The sequence below is a fragment of the Pseudomonas sp. MONT-RG-20F-20-E-7-02 genome, from assembly GCF_022662395.1.
Taxonomy (GTDB): Bacteria; Pseudomonadota; Gammaproteobacteria; order Pseudomonadales; family Pseudomonadaceae; genus Aquipseudomonas.
Map to the genome: position 1 here is coordinate 476533 of NZ_JAKNQN010000004.1, position 15759 is coordinate 492291.

Consider the following 15759-nt stretch of genomic DNA (forward strand, 5'->3'; position numbering starts at 1 on the left):
GGCTGGCCTCATCGCAGCGATGCGGCGACCCGCCAAGCCCTGCTCCCACATTGGAATGCATTCCCTGTGGGAGCGGGCTTGCCCGCGATAGCGGTATTACAGGCGCAGCAAAGTCTTCCACGCCCGGTTCTGATACACCGCAATCGCCTGATGCATACGCGCATCCAGCGACTCGTCGGTGATCGGCTGGTTAGCCAGTACCGCCAGCTTGTTCAGCTCGCCATACAAACGGTCCAGCTCCGGGATGTCCACCACCTGACGCGCGTGGTGCAGCCAGGCCTGGATGCGTTCAATGCGTGGCAGTTGCTCGGCCAGGTCTTCCGGCTGCTGCTGATAGCGCGACAGTTGCAGGGCAACGGCGTCGTCAGCCAGCAGGCGTGGCAGCCAATTGGTGATTTGCGCAGCGCCCTGGCGGTTGCCACGCACGTTGCGGTCGGCGGTCCAGGTGCGGGCCAGCAGCCAGCGCGAGGTGTTCAGCGAGAACAAGCCCCAGCGCACGTCTTGCAGTTCTTCGACAAATTGTTCCGGTGCGGCTTTGCGGATGTCTTCGTCGTCGTCACCGGCCTGCACCAGGGGGCGCCAGTCTTCCAGCAACGCGTCGAGTGCGCTGCGCAGTTCGCTGGTGGATTGACGCGGAGCGGCCTGGCCGAGGCTGCCGATCAATGCGCGCAGTTCACCGAGGTTGTCGACCCAGTCCTGCAACAGGCGCCAGTGGCCGTTGAAACGGTATTGCTCGGCCAGACGCTGGCTGCTGCCCAGCAGGTGCCACATGATCGCGGCGAAGGCGTCGTCCAGCGGCATTTCGGCGTGGATCTGCGGCGCCGGCAGGCTCAGCGAATAGCTGCTGGCGTCATACAGACGGTAGCCACGCTCGGCCTTGCTGATATCGCACGGCATCAGCGCCAGGGTGGCGGCCAGCTCGGCGGCCAGTTCCAGCAGGGCAGCCGGTTCACCTTCGCGCAATTCCAGTTCCAGCTCGCAGATTTCTTCTTTCTGCTTGCCGACCACCACATGGCCCAGGTCCAGGGCGGCTTCGATCACGACTTTGGTCTTGCCACGACCCCAGGCGATTTCGGCGCGTTCACGCACGAAGTCGGTGGTGAAGATCGGCTTGAGGGTCTTTTTGTCCAGCTCGGCCAGTTGCTCTGGCCAGCACTCGCCGTCGAGCTTCTTCACGTCGAGCTTGGCTTTGGGCAAGTCCCAGTTGTATTCGTTACGTTCCGACAAGCCGGCGACGCTTTGGCCACGGGTCTTGAGGGTCTGGATGATTTCATCACCGTCCTTGCGCAAGCGCAGGGCGACTTTGGCCTGGGCCAGGTCGCGCTCGGGGGTGTCGAAATACTGGTTCATCAACTCACGGCGTTCCCAGCCACTTTTGTTGCGTTTTTTCAGTAACGGGTGCTCACGCAGCGCGGCGAGTGTTTCGCGGCTGACGCGGAGCTTGATTTCGGTTTCTTTCTGCATGGCCGGAAAATCCAGGATCGGGAGCGCAGCCGGGGAAAAGAGTGGCTGCCAAGGTCGTGCAGTGTACAGGACTGAGCCCGGCAACGCGCCGCAACGGTTTATTGTGTCGTGCAGATGGTTCTATAGTGGGGCTCATCCGGGACGTTGAGAGGCCGCGCATGCCGTTACCTACTATGAAAGAGCAGTTCGCCGCGTTGATTGCCGCGCCGTCGGTCAGTTGCACCCAAGCGTCTCTGGACCAGACCAACCGCCCGGTGATCGACCTGCTCGCCAGTTGGCTGGGTGACCTGGGTTTCGCCATCGACATCCAGCAAGTCAGCCCCGGCAAGTTCAACCTGCTCGCCAGCTTCGGCAGCGGCCCTGGCGGCCTTGTATTGGCCGGCCATAGCGATACCGTTCCCTATGACGCCGCGCTGTGGAAGACCGATCCGCTTAAGTTGACGGAAGTCGACGGTCGCTGGGTAGGGTTGGGCAGTTGCGACATGAAAGGCTTTTTCGCCCTGGCCATTGAAGCCGTGCTGCCCTTGCTCGACCAACCCTTCAAACAACCGTTGCTGATCCTCGCCACCTGCGATGAAGAAAGCTCCATGTCCGGCGCCCGCGCGCTGGCCGAGGCCGGGCGCCCGTTGGGCCGCGCGGCGGTGATCGGCGAGCCGACAGGCCTCAAGCCGATCCGCCTGCACAAAGGCGTGATGATGGAGCGCATCGACATCCTGGGCCAAAGCGGCCATTCGTCGGACCCAAGCCTGGGCCACAGCGCCCTCGAAGCCATGCACGATGCGATCGGTGAGCTGCGCGGTCTGCGCCTGGCGTGGCAGCGCGAGTACCGCAACCCGCAATTCAGCGTGCCGCAACCGACCATGAACTTCGGCTGCATCCACGGCGGCGACAACCCCAACCGTATCTGCGGCCAATGCTCCCTGGAATTCGACCTGCGACCCTTGCCGGGCATGGACCCGCAGGTGCTGCGCGATGCCATCCGGCAAAAGCTCGAACCCTTGGCTGAGCGCCACAAGGTCAAGATCGACTACGCGCCGCTGTTCCCCGAAGTACCGCCGTTCGAGCAGGCCGAAGACGCCGAGCTGGTGCGGGTTGCGGAACGATTGACCGGTCATCGTGCCGAAGCAGTAGCGTTCGGCACCGAAGCGCCTTATCTTCAGCGCCTTGGTTGTGAAACCCTGGTGCTTGGCCCTGGCGATATTGCCTGCGCCCACCAGCCGGGCGAGTACCTCGAAATGTCACGCTTGACGCCTACAGTGCGTCTATTGCGGGAACTGATCGAACATTACTGCCTGAAACCTGCATAAATTAACCCCCGCCCATTCGTACATAAGGAGAGCGAGCGTGTCGCCAAGCCTGTTCCGACGATAACCATCAGCCCGCTGTGCGCTTTCGCGATTCATCCTTTTTTGGCTGCTTTTTATTACAGGCCCAGGTTTTATGCCCGAATACGTCAATTGGCTTCGTCACGCTTCGCCTTACATCAACGCCCACCGCGACTGCACCTTTGTGGTCATGTTGCCCGGCGATGGTGTGGAACACCCGAACTTCGGCAATATCGTCCACGACCTGGTGCTGCTGCACAGCCTGGGCGTGCGGCTGGTACTGGTGCACGGTTCGCGCCCACAAATCGAAGCGCGCCTTGAAGCGCGCGGCCTTACCCCGGCTTATCACGAAGGCTTGCGCATCACCGACGCAGCAACGCTGGAGTGTGTGATCGACGCGGTCGGGCACCTGCGCATTGCTATCGAAGCGCGCCTATCGATGGACATGGCCTCCTCGCCGATGCAGGGCTCGCGCCTGCGGGTGGCCAGCGGCAACCTGGTCACGGCGCGGCCGATCGGTGTGCTCGAAGGCGTGGATTACCACCACACCGGCGAAGTGCGCCGGGTCGACCGCAAGGGCATCAACCGCCTGCTGGACGAGCGCTCCATCGTATTGCTGTCGCCGCTGGGTTATTCGCCCACCGGTGAAATTTTCAACCTGGCCTGCGAAGACGTCGCCACCCGCGCCGCCATCGACTTGGGCGCCGACAAGCTGCTGCTGTTTGGCGCGGACCTGGGCCTGATCGACGAACATGGTCGCCTGGTTCGTGAGCTGCGCCCGCAACAAGTGCCGGCGCACCTGCAACGCCTGGGCAGCAACTATCAAGCTGAACTGCTCGATGCCGCCGCTGAAGCGTGCCGTGGCGGAGTAGGGCGCAGCCATATTGTCAGCTACGCCGAAGACGGCGCGTTGCTCACTGAGCTGTTCACCCGTGATGGTGGCGGTACGTTGGTGGCCCAGGAACAATTCGAACTGGTGCGCGAAGCGGCGATTGAAGACGTCGGCGGTTTGCTTGACCTGATCAGCCCGCTGGAAGAGCAGGGCATTTTGGTGCGGCGTTCGCGCGAAGTGCTTGAGCGTGAGATCGAACAGTTCAGCGTGGTCGAGCGCGAAGGCATGATCATCGCCTGTGCGGCGTTGTATCAGATCGCCGATTCGGATGCGGGTGAGCTGGCGTGCCTGGCGGTCAACCCGGAGTATCGTCATGGCGCACGCGGTGATGTGTTGCTGGAGCGCATCGAGACCCGTGCTCGGGCCAAGGGGTTAAAGACGTTGTTTGTACTCACCACCCGAACAGCGCACTGGTTCCGTGAGCGCGGGTTTGAGCCGAGCAGCGTAGACCGTCTGCCATCGGCGCGGGCGTCGCTGTACAACTATCAGCGTAATTCGAAGATTTTTGAGAAGGCGCTGTAAGCCCGTTCTTTCTGTCCAATACAGAGCTGGCTCATGTGGGAGCTGGCTTGCCTGCGATACAGACGACTCGGTTTTTCAGATAAACCGAGGTGATGCTATCGCAGGCAAGCCAGCTCCCACATTTGATTACCTTATTGGCTGATGAATTTATCGGTCACAAAGGCCGAGTAGTCCGGCAGCACCGTTTCAACCTTCCCTTGCTCCTTCAAAAACTTCGCCGTCTCCCCAATCGCCTTCGCCGTGCCCCCTTTAAGCAGGACATCGGTTTGTTGCGCCTGGGCATCCGGGAACGTGGTGCCGGCCAAAAGCTCAGGAATGTCGGCGGCATTTGAACCTGTCAATTTGGCGATTTTCTGCACCGGCTCGGCGTCCACCGTCCAGCTGTCTTTATGCGCGGCATAGTCGGCGAAAGAATCCAGCGTGACCTTGGCAAACTTGGCCACTACGTCAGGATGTTTTTCCGCGAAATCCTTGCGCGCCACCCACACTTCAAATGTCGGCGCGCCCCACTGACCCACCTGGGCCGCGTCTGTTAGGGTTTTGCCAGTCTTGCGGATTTCGCCCAGGGCCGGTGACCACACGAACGCACCATCGATATCGCCACGTTTCCACGCGGCGGCAATTTCGGCGGGTTGCAGGTTCACAACTTTGACTTTCTTGGTGTCCAGCCCCCAATGCTTCAGTGCGCCGAGCAGGCTGTAATGAGAGGTTGAGACGAACGGTGTGGCGATGGTTTTGCCGACCAGATCCTGCGGTTTGTCGATACCGCTGCCGTTACGTACCACCAAGGCTTCAGAAGCATTGATCTGCGCCGATACGATAAAGGCCACAATGGGTAGATTGCGTGAAGCCGCCGCTGCGAGGGGGCTGGAGCCCAGGTTGCCGATTTGCACATCGCCGGACGCGATCGCGGTTACAACCTCGGGCCCACTGTTGAATCGGCGCCAGGCGATCTTCTCGCCGATGGCCTTTTCGTAAAGGCCATCGGCCTGCGGAACCTTGCTGGGGTCGATGCCGGTTTGGTAGCCGATGGTCAAATCGGCCGCTTTGACACCAAAAGAAAGAATTAGTGACACAAAAACTGTAACAAATTGACGGGAGGATGTGCCTTTGGCCATGATGGCGTCGCCTTTTTGATCGTGGGTGACGTATGCAACAGTACGGCCACACTAATCGATCTAAAAAAAGGCGAGTAAATACCATTTAGGAATTAGCTTATGGAGCGGTTGGTCTACGCTGATGGGCCCGCCTCATGCAAAGGCTTATTCCTGGATCGTATGAAAAAGAATGAAACAATTCTTTTTGGGTGTATGAAAAACTCATTACCCTGCAGGGACCAAATCAACTGCGGTTAGACGAAGGTAGTAGACATACAAAGTTACATTGACTTGGTAGTCACTATCTGGCGCTAATCGCGCATCTGTGGATCCGGGGCGTCAGACCCAGGACCTAAGAAATACAAAAATTAGAAATGAGAGGAGCGGTACATGAAGAAGTCAACATTGGCGTTGGCTGTGACCCTGGGCGCAATCGCTCAGCAAGCAGGCGCTGCCGGTTTCATCGAAGACAGTCACGCCACACTCAGTGCGCGTAACTTCTACATCAACACTGACAACCGCAATGGTCCGGATTCCGCCACCAGCCACAGCAAGAACGCTGAATGGGGCCAGGGCTTCGACCTGCGTTTTATCTCGGGTTATACCCAAGGCACGGTCCAGTTCGGTGTTGATGCTATCGGCCTGTATGGCGTTCGCTTGGACTCCAGCCGTGAAAACCACGGTAACTACAACGGCACGCTGTCGGGCGGCACTGTCTTCCCAAGCGACGGCAACAAAGCTGTCCACGATTTCGCCAGCCTGGGTGTGACCGGCAAGGTCAAAATCTCCCAGACCGAGCTGAAGCTGGGCACGCTGCAACCTAAGCTGCCAGTTATCGTGACCAACGATGGCCGTCTGCTGCCGCAAACGTTCCAGGGTGGTCAAATTACCACCAACGACATCAAAGACCTGACCCTGGTTGGCGGTCAGATCGAACAAGCCAAAGGCCGTAACTCCAGCAACAACGAAGGCTTGTCCATCGGTGGTGCCAACGGCAGCTCGAACTACAACGTAGGCAAGTTCAGCAACAAGTTCTACTACGGCGGTGGTGACTACAAGATCACCAAGGACCTGACGGCCCAGTACTACTACGGCAACCTGGAAGACTTCTACAAGCAGCACTTCCTCGGTCTGACCCACAACTGGTCGATTGGCCCGGGCGTACTGAAGTCTGACCTGCGTTATTTCCACAGCACTGACGACGGTAAAAACGGCGACATTTCCAGCTACTTCTCCAGCGGTAACTACAGTGGTTTCTCCGCCGGTAAAGGCAAGGTCGACAATAACCTGTACAGCGGCTTGTTCCTGTACAGCGTTTCCGGTCACACCTTCGGTGGCGGTTACCAGGTCAGCAACGGTAGCAGCGACTTCCCTTGGTTGAACCAAGGCGACGGTTCGTCGGCTTACATCACCACTGACATGCAAATCCAGAAGTTCGCCCGTGCCGGCGAGCGCACCTGGCAAGCACGTTACGCTTATGACTTTGCCAAGGTCGGTGTTCCTGGCTTGACCGCAGGTGTCGTCTACCTCAAAGGCAGCGATATCGATACTGTCAACAGTGCTCGTAAGGAATTCACCGGTCAGTCCGAGTGGGAACGTGACATCACTGTTGCCTACGTGATTCCAGAAGGCCCGTTGAAAAACCTCGGCGTTGCCTGGAAAAACGCTATGTGGCGCACCGATATCGCCAGCGCGCGCGATCAAGACGAAAACCGTCTGATCGTCAGCTACTCGCTGCCACTGTTCTAGTAGCGTGAAGCTGTTGTAAGACTGTAAACCTTGCCCGGCGCAACGCCGGGCAGGGTGTTTTACTTTCAAGTCGGGCTCAACCCCCGCAAGCCCTTCCTGAATCCCCTCTTTGTACAGCGTCTCAAGGCCTTCTCGAACCTTGAAGCGGATGTTGATCCTCGCCGTTTCCGGCGTCCAATGAATTGATTTTTAATATTCGTTTATCTTCTAAATAAATCGATATTTATTCTTTTTAAATAATCCACAACCCATGCACAGTGGGCTCCATAAGCACTCACCAGGAGCCACACCATGAGCCTAAGACTGGGCGACATCGCCCCCGACTTCGAACAGGATTCCAGCGCCGGCAAGATTCGTTTTCACGAATGGCTGGGCGATAGCTGGGGCGTGCTGTTTTCCCATCCGGCTGACTTCACCCCGGTGTGCACCACTGAGCTGGGCTTCACCGCCAAGCTCAAGGACGAATTCGCCAAGCGCGGCGTCAAGGCCATCGCCCTGTCCGTAGACCCGGTGGACTCGCACCACAAGTGGATCGAAGACATCAACGAAACCCAGAACACCATTGTCAACTTCCCGATCCTGGCCGATGCCGATCGTAAAGTCTCGGACCTCTATGACCTGATCCACCCGAATGCCAGTGACACCCTCACCGTGCGCTCCTTGTTCGTGATCGACCCGAACAAGAAGATTCGCCTGACGATTACCTACCCGGCCAGCACCGGTCGCAACTTCCATGAAATCCTGCGGGTCATCGACTCGCTGCAGCTGACCGACACCCACAAGGTCGCCACGCCCGCCAACTGGCAGGACGGCGATGAAGTGGTGATCGTGCCGTCGCTCAAGGACGAGGAAGAGATCAAGAAACGCTTTCCGAAGGGCTATCGCGCCGTGAAGCCTTACCTGCGCCTCACCCCACAACCTAACCGCTGAGGCTCAAACCGCTATCGCGGGCAAGCCCGGCTCCCACAGTTGACCGCATTCCCCTGTGGGAGCGGGCTTGCCCGCGATGGCGCCGGTACATGCACCACCGAATTTGAGTTAAAACCGAATCACATAGCAGGGGTTTTCAGGCCGTTTCGACGGCCTTTTTTTTCGCCTTGAGATTAATAATCTTGATATGCACTTATAGAATAAACAAATGAAAAAATAAGATTTATAGATATATAAATCACCTGATATGGTCTGTCCCATCTTGGCGCCATCGCCACACAGCGAACCGCCGACACTTGCGCAAGGAATACCTGCATGCTGGTTGTAACACTTGGAGGCAGCCCAAGTCAGCGTTCCCGCTCCGGGGTCTTGCTGGAAAAAACCCGTCAGTGGCTGCAAGACAAAGGCGTGGAAGTGGTGAGTTATCAGATACGGGACTTCCCGGCCGAAGACTTGCTGCACGCGCGCTTCGACAGCCCCAAAGTCATCGACCTGCTGCAACAAGTCGCCAACGCCGATGGCCTGGTTATCGCCACGCCGGTGTACAAGGCCTCGTTTTCCGGCGCACTGAAAACCGTGCTGGACCTGCTGCCCGAGCGCGCCCTGGCACACAAGATCGTATTGCCGATGGCCACCGGCGGCAGCATCGCCCACATGCTGGCGGTGGATTACGCCTTGAAGCCGGTGTTGTCGGCGCTCAAGGCCCAGGAATTGCTCCACGGCATTTTTGCCGAAGACAGCCAGATCGCCTACGCCGAAGGCAGCGCCCAGGCCCAACTGGTGCCAGTGCTCGAACAGCGTTTGCACGAGGCCCTGGAAACGCTCTACGGCGCCATGGCCCGTCGCCCGAAGCCGCTTGACCCCCATGTGTTGAATGAACGTTTGTTGAGTGCTCGCTGGAGCATTTAAGCCGTATCGGATTTTGTAGTACTCACCTTACTCAGCCGCCAACGGCCAAGCAGGTGCAGCCAACCCCCTCATCGCATTTTTGGAGAGAGCGCCATGCGCACTGTCATCTTGCGTCGTGGTCTGGTCGCACTGTTTGCTGCGGCTGTGTCCTTCGGCGCCATTGTTCAAGCCCAGGCCGCCGAAACCCTGCGGATCGGTTATCAGAAGTACGGCACGCTGGTGCTGCTTAAAGCCAAGGGCACCCTGGAAAAACGCCTGGCCGCCCAAGGCGTGCAAGTGCAATGGACCGAGTTCCCCGGTGGCCCGCAACTGCTCGAAGGCCTGAACGTCGGCTCCATCGACTTTGGCGTCACCGGCGAAACCCCACCCGTGTTCGCCCAGGCTGCCGGCGCCGATCTGCTGTATGTCGCCTACGAGCCGCCAGCGCCAACCAGTGAAGCGATCCTGGTGCCGAAAGACTCGCCGATCAAATCCGTGGCCGAGCTCAAGGGCAAGAAAATCGTGCTCAACAAAGGCTCCAACGTGCACTACCTGCTGGTGCGTGCGCTGGAAGATGCCGGCCTGAAATACACCGACGTAAAAACCATCTTCCTGCCACCCGCTGATGCCCGTGCTGCGTTCGAGCGTGGCAGCGTCGACGCGTGGGTGATCTGGGACCCGTACCAGGCCGCCGCCGAGAAACAACTGCAGGCGCGCACCCTGCGTGACGGCACCGGCATTGCCGACAACCACCAGTTCTACCTGGCCACCAAGCCGTACGCCGAACAGCACCCGCAAGTGATCAAGGCGTTGGTCGAAGAAGTGCGCGCGGTGGGCGAATGGTCCAAGGCCAACCCTTCGGACGTCACCGAACAAGTCGCGCCGCTGCTTGGCTTGCCGGCTGACATCACCCTGACCTCGGTGAAACGCCAAGGCTACGGCGCGCTGTTCCTGACCCCCGAAGTGGTCGCTGCCCAGCAGAAAATCGCCGACGCCTTCTACCAACTCAAATTGATCCCCAAGCCCTTGAGCATCAAGGACGTGATCTGGACGCCACCCGCCGCCGTTGCCAAAGCGCCGTAATCCGACTTCTTCAGGAGACAACTCCATGAGCCTCAATATTTTCTGGTTCCTGCCTACCCACGGCGACGGCCATTACCTTGGCACCGCCGAAGGCGCTCGCGCCGTCGACCATGGTTATCTGCAGCAAGTGGCCCAGGCCGCTGACCGGCTGGGTTTCGGCGGCGTGCTGATTCCTACCGGCCGATCCTGCGAAGACTCGTGGCTGGTGGCCGCCTCGCTGATTCCAGTGACCCAGCGTTTGAAATTTCTTGTCGCCCTGCGCCCCGGGATCATTTCCCCGACGGTGGCCGCGCGTCAGGCCGCGACCCTGGACCGTTTGTCCGGAGGCCGCGCATTGTTCAACCTGGTCACCGGCGGTGACCCGGAAGAGCTGGCCGGTGATGGTCTGTTCCTCAGCCACGAGGAGCGCTACCAGGCCTCGGTGGAATTCACCCGCATCTGGCGCCGTGTGCTGGAAGGCGAAACCGTGGATTACGACGGCGAGCACATCAGCGTCAAAGGCGCCAAATTGCTCTACCCGCCGATCCAGCAACCGCGTCCGCCGCTGTACTTCGGCGGTTCTTCCGAAGCGGCCCAGGACCTGGCAGCCGAACAGGTGGAAATGGTCCTGACCTGGGGCGAACCACCGGCTGCGGTCGCGGAAAAAATCGAGCAGGTGCGTGCCAAGGCCGCGAAACTTGGGCGCACTGTGCGCTTCGGTATTCGCCTGCACGTGATCGTGCGCGAAACCAACGAAGAGGCATGGAAAGCCGCCGATAAACTGATCTCCCACTTGGACGACGAGACCATCGCGCGTGCCCAGGCTTCCCTGGCGCGCTTTGATTCCGTCGGCCAGCAACGCATGGCCGCCTTGCACGGCGGCAACCGCGACAACCTCGAAGTCAGCCCCAACCTGTGGGCCGGCGTCGGCCTGGTGCGTGGCGGTGCAGGCACCGCGCTGGTGGGCGATGGGCCGACCGTTGCGGCACGCGTCAATGAATACGCGGCGCTGGGCATCGACACCTTCATCTTCTCGGGTTACCCCCACCTGGAAGAGTCGTATCGCGTGGCTGAGCTGCTGTTCCCGCACCTGGACATCGAACGTCCCGAGCTGCCGAAAAGCGCCGGTTACGTCAGCCCGTTCGGCGAAATGGTCGCCAACGACATCCTTCCCAAAGCGGCGTCGCAGAGCTGAGGCGTAGTCATGGATTTTGAAAAATTAAGCCATCGTGTTGCGCCTTGGGTGCTGCCGATCCTGTTGCTGGCGGTGTGGCAGTTGTCAGTGTCGGCAGGCTGGTTGTCGACCCGTATCCTGCCGGCGCCGAGCGCCGTGATCGAGGCCGGGATCAACCTGGTTCGCACCGGGGAAATCTGGACACACTTGGCCATCAGCGGCTGGCGTGCCGGCCTGGGCTTTGTGATCGGTGGCAGCATCGGTCTGGCCCTGGGCTTTATCACCGGCCTGTCGAAATGGGGCGAGCGCCTGCTGGACAGCTCGGTGCAGATGATCCGCAACGTGCCGCACCTGGCGCTGATCCCGCTGGTGATTTTGTGGTTCGGCATTGATGAGACGGCGAAGATTTTCCTGGTCGCCCTCGGCACGCTGTTCCCGATTTACCTGAACACTTACCACGGCATCCGCAACGTCGACCCGGCGCTGGTGGAAATGTCGCGCAGCTACGGCTTGTCCGGTTTCAGCCTGTTCCGTCAGGTGATCCTGCCGGGCGCGCTGCCGTCGATCCTGGTGGGCGTGCGCTTTGCCCTGGGCTTTATGTGGCTGACGCTGATCGTGGCGGAAACCATCTCGGCCAGTTCCGGTATCGGTTACCTGGCGATGAACGCCCGCGAATTCCTGCAAACCGACGTGGTGGTATTGGCCATCGTCATGTACGCCATCCTCGGCAAACTGGCCGACCTGGCCGCCCGTGGCCTGGAACGTGTGTGGTTGCGCTGGCACCCGGCTTACCAAGTGAATAAAGGAGGTGTGGCATGACCGCTCAACAACCTCCGCGCCTGCTCAAGGGCATTCCGCTGGCGGTGCGCAAATTGCGCAAGGCCTTTGGTGCGCGGGAAGTCCTCAAAGAGATTGATCTGCACATTCCGGCCGGCCAGTTCGTGGCGGTGGTCGGTCGCAGCGGCTGCGGCAAAAGTACCTTGCTGCGCCTGCTCGCCGGCCTGGACAAAGCCAGCGGCGGCGAATTGCTGGCCGGCTCCGCGCCGCTGAGCGAAGCCATTGAAGACACGCGGTTGATGTTCCAGGAAGCGCGCCTGCTGCCGTGGAAAAAAATCATCGACAACGTGGGCCTGGGTCTCAAGGGCAACTGGCGCCCTAAAGCGCTGGAAGCCTTGGAAGCGGTCGGCCTGGCCGAGCGCGCCAATGAGTGGCCAGCGGCCTTGTCCGGTGGCCAGAAGCAACGTGTGGCCCTGGCGCGTGCGCTGATCCACCAACCGCGCTTGCTGCTGCTGGATGAACCGCTGGGCGCGCTGGATGCCCTGACCCGTATCGAGATGCAGCAACTGATCGAAAATCTGTGGCGCAAGCATGGCTTCACCGTGTTGCTGGTCACCCACGACGTCAGCGAAGCCGTGGCGATTGCCGACCGGGTGATCCTGATCGAAGACGGCGAGATTGGCCTGGACCTGATCGTCGACCTGCCGCGCCCACGCGCCCGCGGCTCACATCGCCTGGCGGCGCTGGAAGCCGAAGTGCTCAACCGTGTGCTGTCGTTGCCCGGCTCGCCACCGGAACCCGAACCTGTTTCACCGCTGCCTACGCAATTGCGTTGGGCTCAATAACTCACTTGTCCCACCAAGGAAAAACACCATGACTATTAAAGCCATCAACGTGCGTAACCAGTTCAAGGGCACCATCAAGGAAATCGTCGAAGGCGACGTGCTGTCGGAGATCGACGTGCAGACGGCGTCCGGCATCGTGACCTCCGTGATCACGACTCGCTCGGTAAAAGAGCTGGAATTGGTGATTGGCAGTGAAGTGATTGCCTTCGTTAAGTCCACTGAGGTGTCGATCGCCAAGTTGTGATCACTGCACTGATCGTTCCCACGCTCCGCGTGGGAACGATCAGCGCTTAGGCAAATACGCCGGCAAATAAAGCCCCACATACGCATCAAACACCCGCATGCCTTCCTCCGCCATGCGCGGCGTAATCTGCCCGTGCTGATGCACTGAGCGCGCGTACACGCGGTCGCTCAACTCCAGCGCCAAGGCAAACACATCCACATCCGCTGGCAGCGTCGGCACGTCGAAATGGCGGCTGAACACTTCGAGCATCAAATTCCCCAGCTCCAGATCATGCTGACGGTCCGCCTGGGTCACTTCGGTAAGGCCATGCTGCGCCAGGATCAACTGCCGTGCGGCCGCGTCGTTGCTGTAGATGCTCAGCATGCGCTGCTCGACGATGTAGGACAGGTCGCGCCAGTGCTTGAGTGAATCATGGTCGATGGGCGCCTGAATCGCAGCGCGGAAAGCCGCGTGCACATCGGCAGTCAGTGCTTCCAGCAAGGCCGGCACGCTGGCGAAAAAGTGATACACCGATGACGGCGGAATCTGCGCGCGCTCGGCCACGCTGTAGATCGACAAACTGGCCACGCCTTCGGTCGCCAGCAAGGTACGGGCGGCGTCGAGGATCGCATCGATCCGGGCCTGGCTGCGGGCGCGGGGTTTGCGAGGGGCGGCGGGGCGGGTGGTCATGGAAGTCTCCTACAAGGCAGAGCGCATTGTACGCGACCTTATGATCGTTCCCACGCTCTGCGTGGGAACGCCTTACTGGACGCTCCGCGTCCGCTCTTGGGACGCAGAACGTCCCTGGCAGCATTCCCACGCAGAGCGTGGGAACGAGATTGCAGCGCAAAAAAATGCCGCAGGCCATTAAGCCTGCGGCATTTTTTAAAGCAGCAACTGCTTACACAGTGTGCAGATACCAGTTGTACTCAAGGTCGGAGATGGAGTGTTCGAACTCTTCCAGCTCACTTTCCTTACAGGCGACGAAGATATCGATGTACTTGGGATCGATGTACTTGGCCATCACCTCGCTGTCGTCCAACTCACGCAAGGCATCGCGCAGGTTGTTCGGCAGGCTCTGTTCGTTCTGCTCGTAGCTGTTGCCTTCCACCGGTGCGTTCGGTTCGATCTTGTTGGTCAGACCGTGGTGCACGCCTGCCAGGACCGAAGCCATCAGCAGGTAAGGGTTGGCGTCGGCGCCGGCCACGCGGTGTTCGATACGTACGGCATCGGAGGAGCCGGTCGGTACGCGAATCGCTACGGTGCGGTTGTCCAGGCCCCAGCACGGCGAGTTCGGCACGTAGAACTGTGCGCCGAAACGGCGGTAGGAGTTGACGTTGGGGCACAGGAACGCCATTTGGGCGGGCAGGGTCTCGAGCACACCGCCGATCGCGTGACGCAATGCGGCGTTCTGCTCGGGATCCTCGCTGGCAAAGATGTTCTTGCCGTCTTTGTCCAGGATCGAAATGTGTACGTGCAAACCGTTGCCTGCCTGGCCTGGGTAAGGCTTGGCCATGAAGGTGGTGTCCATCTCATGGTCGTAGGCGATGTTCTTGATCAGGCGCTTGAGCAGTACCGCGTAGTCGCAGGCCTTGATCGGGTCGGCCACGTGGTGCAGGTTCACTTCGAACTGCGCCGGGGCACTTTCCTTGACGATGGCGTCAGCCGGGATGCCTTGCTCTTTGGCCCCTTCCAGAATGTCCTGGAGGCAGTCGACGTATTCGTCGAGGTCGTCGATCAGGTAGACCTGTGTCGAATGCGGGCGTTTACCGGAGATCGGCGAGCGGGGCGGTTGTGGGCGGCCGTTCACGTTCTCCTGGTCGATCAGGTAGAACTCAAGCTCGAAGGCGGCGCAGATGGTCAGACCGAGGTCGTCAAATTTGCTTACAACTTGGCGGAGTACTTCGCGAGGATCGGCGAAGAAAGGTTCACCTTCAAGTTCGTGCATGGTCATCAGCAGTTGCGCGGTTGGGCGCTTTTGCCAAGGTTCATTGCACAGGGTATCGGGGATTGGATAACAGATTCGGTCAGCATCACCGATGTCCAGACCCAGGCCGGTGCTTTCCACCGTCGAGCCGTTGATATCCAGGGCAAATAAAGAGGCAGGCAGGTTAATGCCCTTCTCGTAAACCTTGTGGAGGCTGGTGCGTTCGATGCGCTTGCCGCGCACCACACCATTCATATCCGCAATTAGAAGGTCTACGTACAGAACCTCAGGATGATCCTTAAGGAACGCGTTCGCTTCGTTAAGCTGAACGGCACGCGGGGGTACCGACATGATGCAACACCTTTGTTGTTAAAAATATCAATCATTGATCTTTTCTGGTTTCAGTCAACCCGAACGGCATGCCGAAGTCAAGCGAGGGCTTTTTTGCCCTAAAAAAGCGCCGTGAGGCCTTTTTTGGGGCTTTTTGGGGCGGTTTTTTGGGTTTGAAGGGCTTGGGACTAGCAGGCTTGAGCGGGCCGTGTTGTATTTTTTACGGGGGTGTTGTGTAAAAAAATGAACAAGGCTAAGCTCGATTCAAACCCATAACAGCAATAATACCGGGGTGCTTCATGTCTCGCCTGCCGCTACTCGGCGCTTCAACCTGTTTCAGACAAGTCTTGTCACCCGTTCAATTTTCCCTCGTGAATGACCGCGCCCCGGCCAATATTCTTGACGCCTTGGCTGACCTCTTTTCTGCTCCCTCATTTCCTTCGTGCCTGTCACTGAGCGGCTCCCGTGCGGGGTGCTGCTCATGATTCTGCACGACTTTGGCGTGAGGAATGCAACGCTGCAGCAAATGGCAGGTAAGCTCCTACCCTGAACGA

Annotated in this window: 14 protein-coding genes; 10 read left to right on the forward strand and 4 right to left on the reverse strand. The window is 59.5% G+C overall.

All coding sequences use genetic code 11. The features are described from left to right. Positions 1 to 96: 96 nt before the first annotated feature. Positions 97 to 1464, reverse strand: coding sequence for a CYTH domain-containing protein (locus tag L8I05_RS15135; RefSeq protein ID WP_242169860.1), 1368 nt, complete (start codon positions 1462 to 1464; stop codon positions 97 to 99). Positions 1465 to 1622: 158 nt separating this feature from the next. Here L8I05_RS15135 and argE point away from each other — a divergent pair, with 158 nt between their 5' ends. Next, on the forward strand, positions 1623 to 2771 hold the full coding sequence (gene argE / locus L8I05_RS15140) for an acetylornithine deacetylase (protein WP_177017785.1): 1149 nt from the start codon (positions 1623 to 1625) through the stop codon (positions 2769 to 2771). Positions 2772 to 2904: 133 nt separating this feature from the next. Further along, a complete protein-coding gene (argA, locus tag L8I05_RS15145; RefSeq protein WP_159960799.1) occupies positions 2905 to 4203 on the forward strand; it encodes an amino-acid N-acetyltransferase in 1299 nt (432 codons plus the stop codon). A 131-nt stretch (positions 4204 to 4334) separates the two neighbouring features. Here argA and tauA read toward each other — a convergent pair whose 3' ends face one another. Continuing rightward, on the reverse strand, positions 4335 to 5321 hold the full coding sequence (gene tauA / locus L8I05_RS15150) for a taurine ABC transporter substrate-binding protein (protein WP_242169863.1): 987 nt from the start codon (positions 5319 to 5321) through the stop codon (positions 4335 to 4337). 369 nt (positions 5322 to 5690) lie between these two features. Here tauA and L8I05_RS15155 point away from each other — a divergent pair, with 369 nt between their 5' ends. From L8I05_RS15155 to L8I05_RS15190, 8 genes are all read left to right on the forward strand, one after another. After that, complete coding sequence (locus tag L8I05_RS15155; RefSeq protein ID WP_242169866.1) at positions 5691 to 7049, forward strand: OprD family porin; 1359 nt, start codon at positions 5691 to 5693, stop codon at positions 7047 to 7049. A gap of 291 nt (positions 7050 to 7340) precedes the next feature. Then, a complete protein-coding gene (locus L8I05_RS15160; RefSeq protein ID WP_071485090.1) occupies positions 7341 to 7979 on the forward strand; it encodes a peroxiredoxin in 639 nt (212 codons plus the stop codon). Positions 7980 to 8294: 315 nt separating this feature from the next. Further along, positions 8295 to 8888, forward strand: a complete 594-nt coding sequence (ssuE, locus tag L8I05_RS15165; RefSeq protein ID WP_159960795.1) for an NADPH-dependent FMN reductase — start codon at positions 8295 to 8297, stop codon at positions 8886 to 8888. Between the two features lie 93 nt (positions 8889 to 8981). Then, positions 8982 to 9950 carry a sulfonate ABC transporter substrate-binding protein gene (locus tag L8I05_RS15170; protein ID WP_242169868.1) on the forward strand — a complete coding sequence of 323 codons (969 nt, stop codon included), beginning with the start codon at positions 8982 to 8984 and terminating at the stop codon, positions 9948 to 9950. A gap of 25 nt (positions 9951 to 9975) precedes the next feature. Continuing rightward, entirely contained in the window at positions 9976 to 11124 is a 1149-nt protein-coding gene (gene ssuD, locus L8I05_RS15175; protein WP_242169870.1) for an FMNH2-dependent alkanesulfonate monooxygenase, read from the forward strand. A 9-nt stretch (positions 11125 to 11133) separates the two neighbouring features. Next, complete coding sequence (gene ssuC, locus L8I05_RS15180; protein WP_242169872.1) at positions 11134 to 11922, forward strand: aliphatic sulfonate ABC transporter permease SsuC; 789 nt, start codon at positions 11134 to 11136, stop codon at positions 11920 to 11922. Beyond that, the gene (gene ssuB / locus L8I05_RS15185) at positions 11919 to 12725 is read left to right on the forward strand and encodes an aliphatic sulfonates ABC transporter ATP-binding protein (protein ID WP_159960787.1); all 807 of its coding nucleotides are present in this window, start codon (positions 11919 to 11921) and stop codon (positions 12723 to 12725) included. Before ssuC ends, ssuB begins: the two co-directional genes overlap by 4 nt. Positions 12726 to 12753: 28 nt before the next feature. Next, positions 12754 to 12969 carry a TOBE domain-containing protein gene (locus L8I05_RS15190; protein WP_003213899.1) on the forward strand — a complete coding sequence of 72 codons (216 nt, stop codon included), beginning with the start codon at positions 12754 to 12756 and terminating at the stop codon, positions 12967 to 12969. Positions 12970 to 13008: 39 nt separating this feature from the next. Here L8I05_RS15190 and L8I05_RS15195 read toward each other — a convergent pair whose 3' ends face one another. Beyond that, entirely contained in the window at positions 13009 to 13638 is a 630-nt protein-coding gene (locus L8I05_RS15195) for a TetR/AcrR family transcriptional regulator (RefSeq protein ID WP_242169874.1), read from the reverse strand. 211 nt (positions 13639 to 13849) lie between these two features. Continuing rightward, positions 13850 to 15226, reverse strand: coding sequence for a glutamine synthetase family protein (locus tag L8I05_RS15200; protein WP_010207341.1), 1377 nt, complete (start codon positions 15224 to 15226; stop codon positions 13850 to 13852). Positions 15227 to 15759 lie beyond the last annotated feature (533 nt).

Coding starts and splice junctions, on each gene's coding strand:
- tauA (WP_242169863.1), bottom strand. CDS start 5,321: ATGGCCAAAGGCACATCCTCCCGTCAATTTGTTACAGTTTTTGTGTCA.
- L8I05_RS15195 (WP_242169874.1), bottom strand. CDS start 13,638: ATGACCACCCGCCCCGCCGCCCCTCGCAAACCCCGCGCCCGCAGCCAG.
- L8I05_RS15160 (WP_071485090.1), top strand. CDS start 7,341: ATGAGCCTAAGACTGGGCGACATCGCCCCCGACTTCGAACAGGATTCC.
- L8I05_RS15155 (WP_242169866.1), top strand. CDS start 5,691: ATGAAGAAGTCAACATTGGCGTTGGCTGTGACCCTGGGCGCAATCGCT.
- L8I05_RS15200 (WP_010207341.1), bottom strand. CDS start 15,226: ATGTCGGTACCCCCGCGTGCCGTTCAGCTTAACGAAGCGAACGCGTTC.
- L8I05_RS15135 (WP_242169860.1), bottom strand. CDS start 1,464: ATGCAGAAAGAAACCGAAATCAAGCTCCGCGTCAGCCGCGAAACACTC.
- argE (WP_177017785.1), top strand. CDS start 1,623: ATGCCGTTACCTACTATGAAAGAGCAGTTCGCCGCGTTGATTGCCGCG.
- ssuC (WP_242169872.1), top strand. CDS start 11,134: ATGGATTTTGAAAAATTAAGCCATCGTGTTGCGCCTTGGGTGCTGCCG.
- ssuE (WP_159960795.1), top strand. CDS start 8,295: ATGCTGGTTGTAACACTTGGAGGCAGCCCAAGTCAGCGTTCCCGCTCC.
- L8I05_RS15190 (WP_003213899.1), top strand. CDS start 12,754: ATGACTATTAAAGCCATCAACGTGCGTAACCAGTTCAAGGGCACCATC.
- L8I05_RS15170 (WP_242169868.1), top strand. CDS start 8,982: ATGCGCACTGTCATCTTGCGTCGTGGTCTGGTCGCACTGTTTGCTGCG.
- ssuD (WP_242169870.1), top strand. CDS start 9,976: ATGAGCCTCAATATTTTCTGGTTCCTGCCTACCCACGGCGACGGCCAT.
- ssuB (WP_159960787.1), top strand. CDS start 11,919: ATGACCGCTCAACAACCTCCGCGCCTGCTCAAGGGCATTCCGCTGGCG.
- argA (WP_159960799.1), top strand. CDS start 2,905: ATGCCCGAATACGTCAATTGGCTTCGTCACGCTTCGCCTTACATCAAC.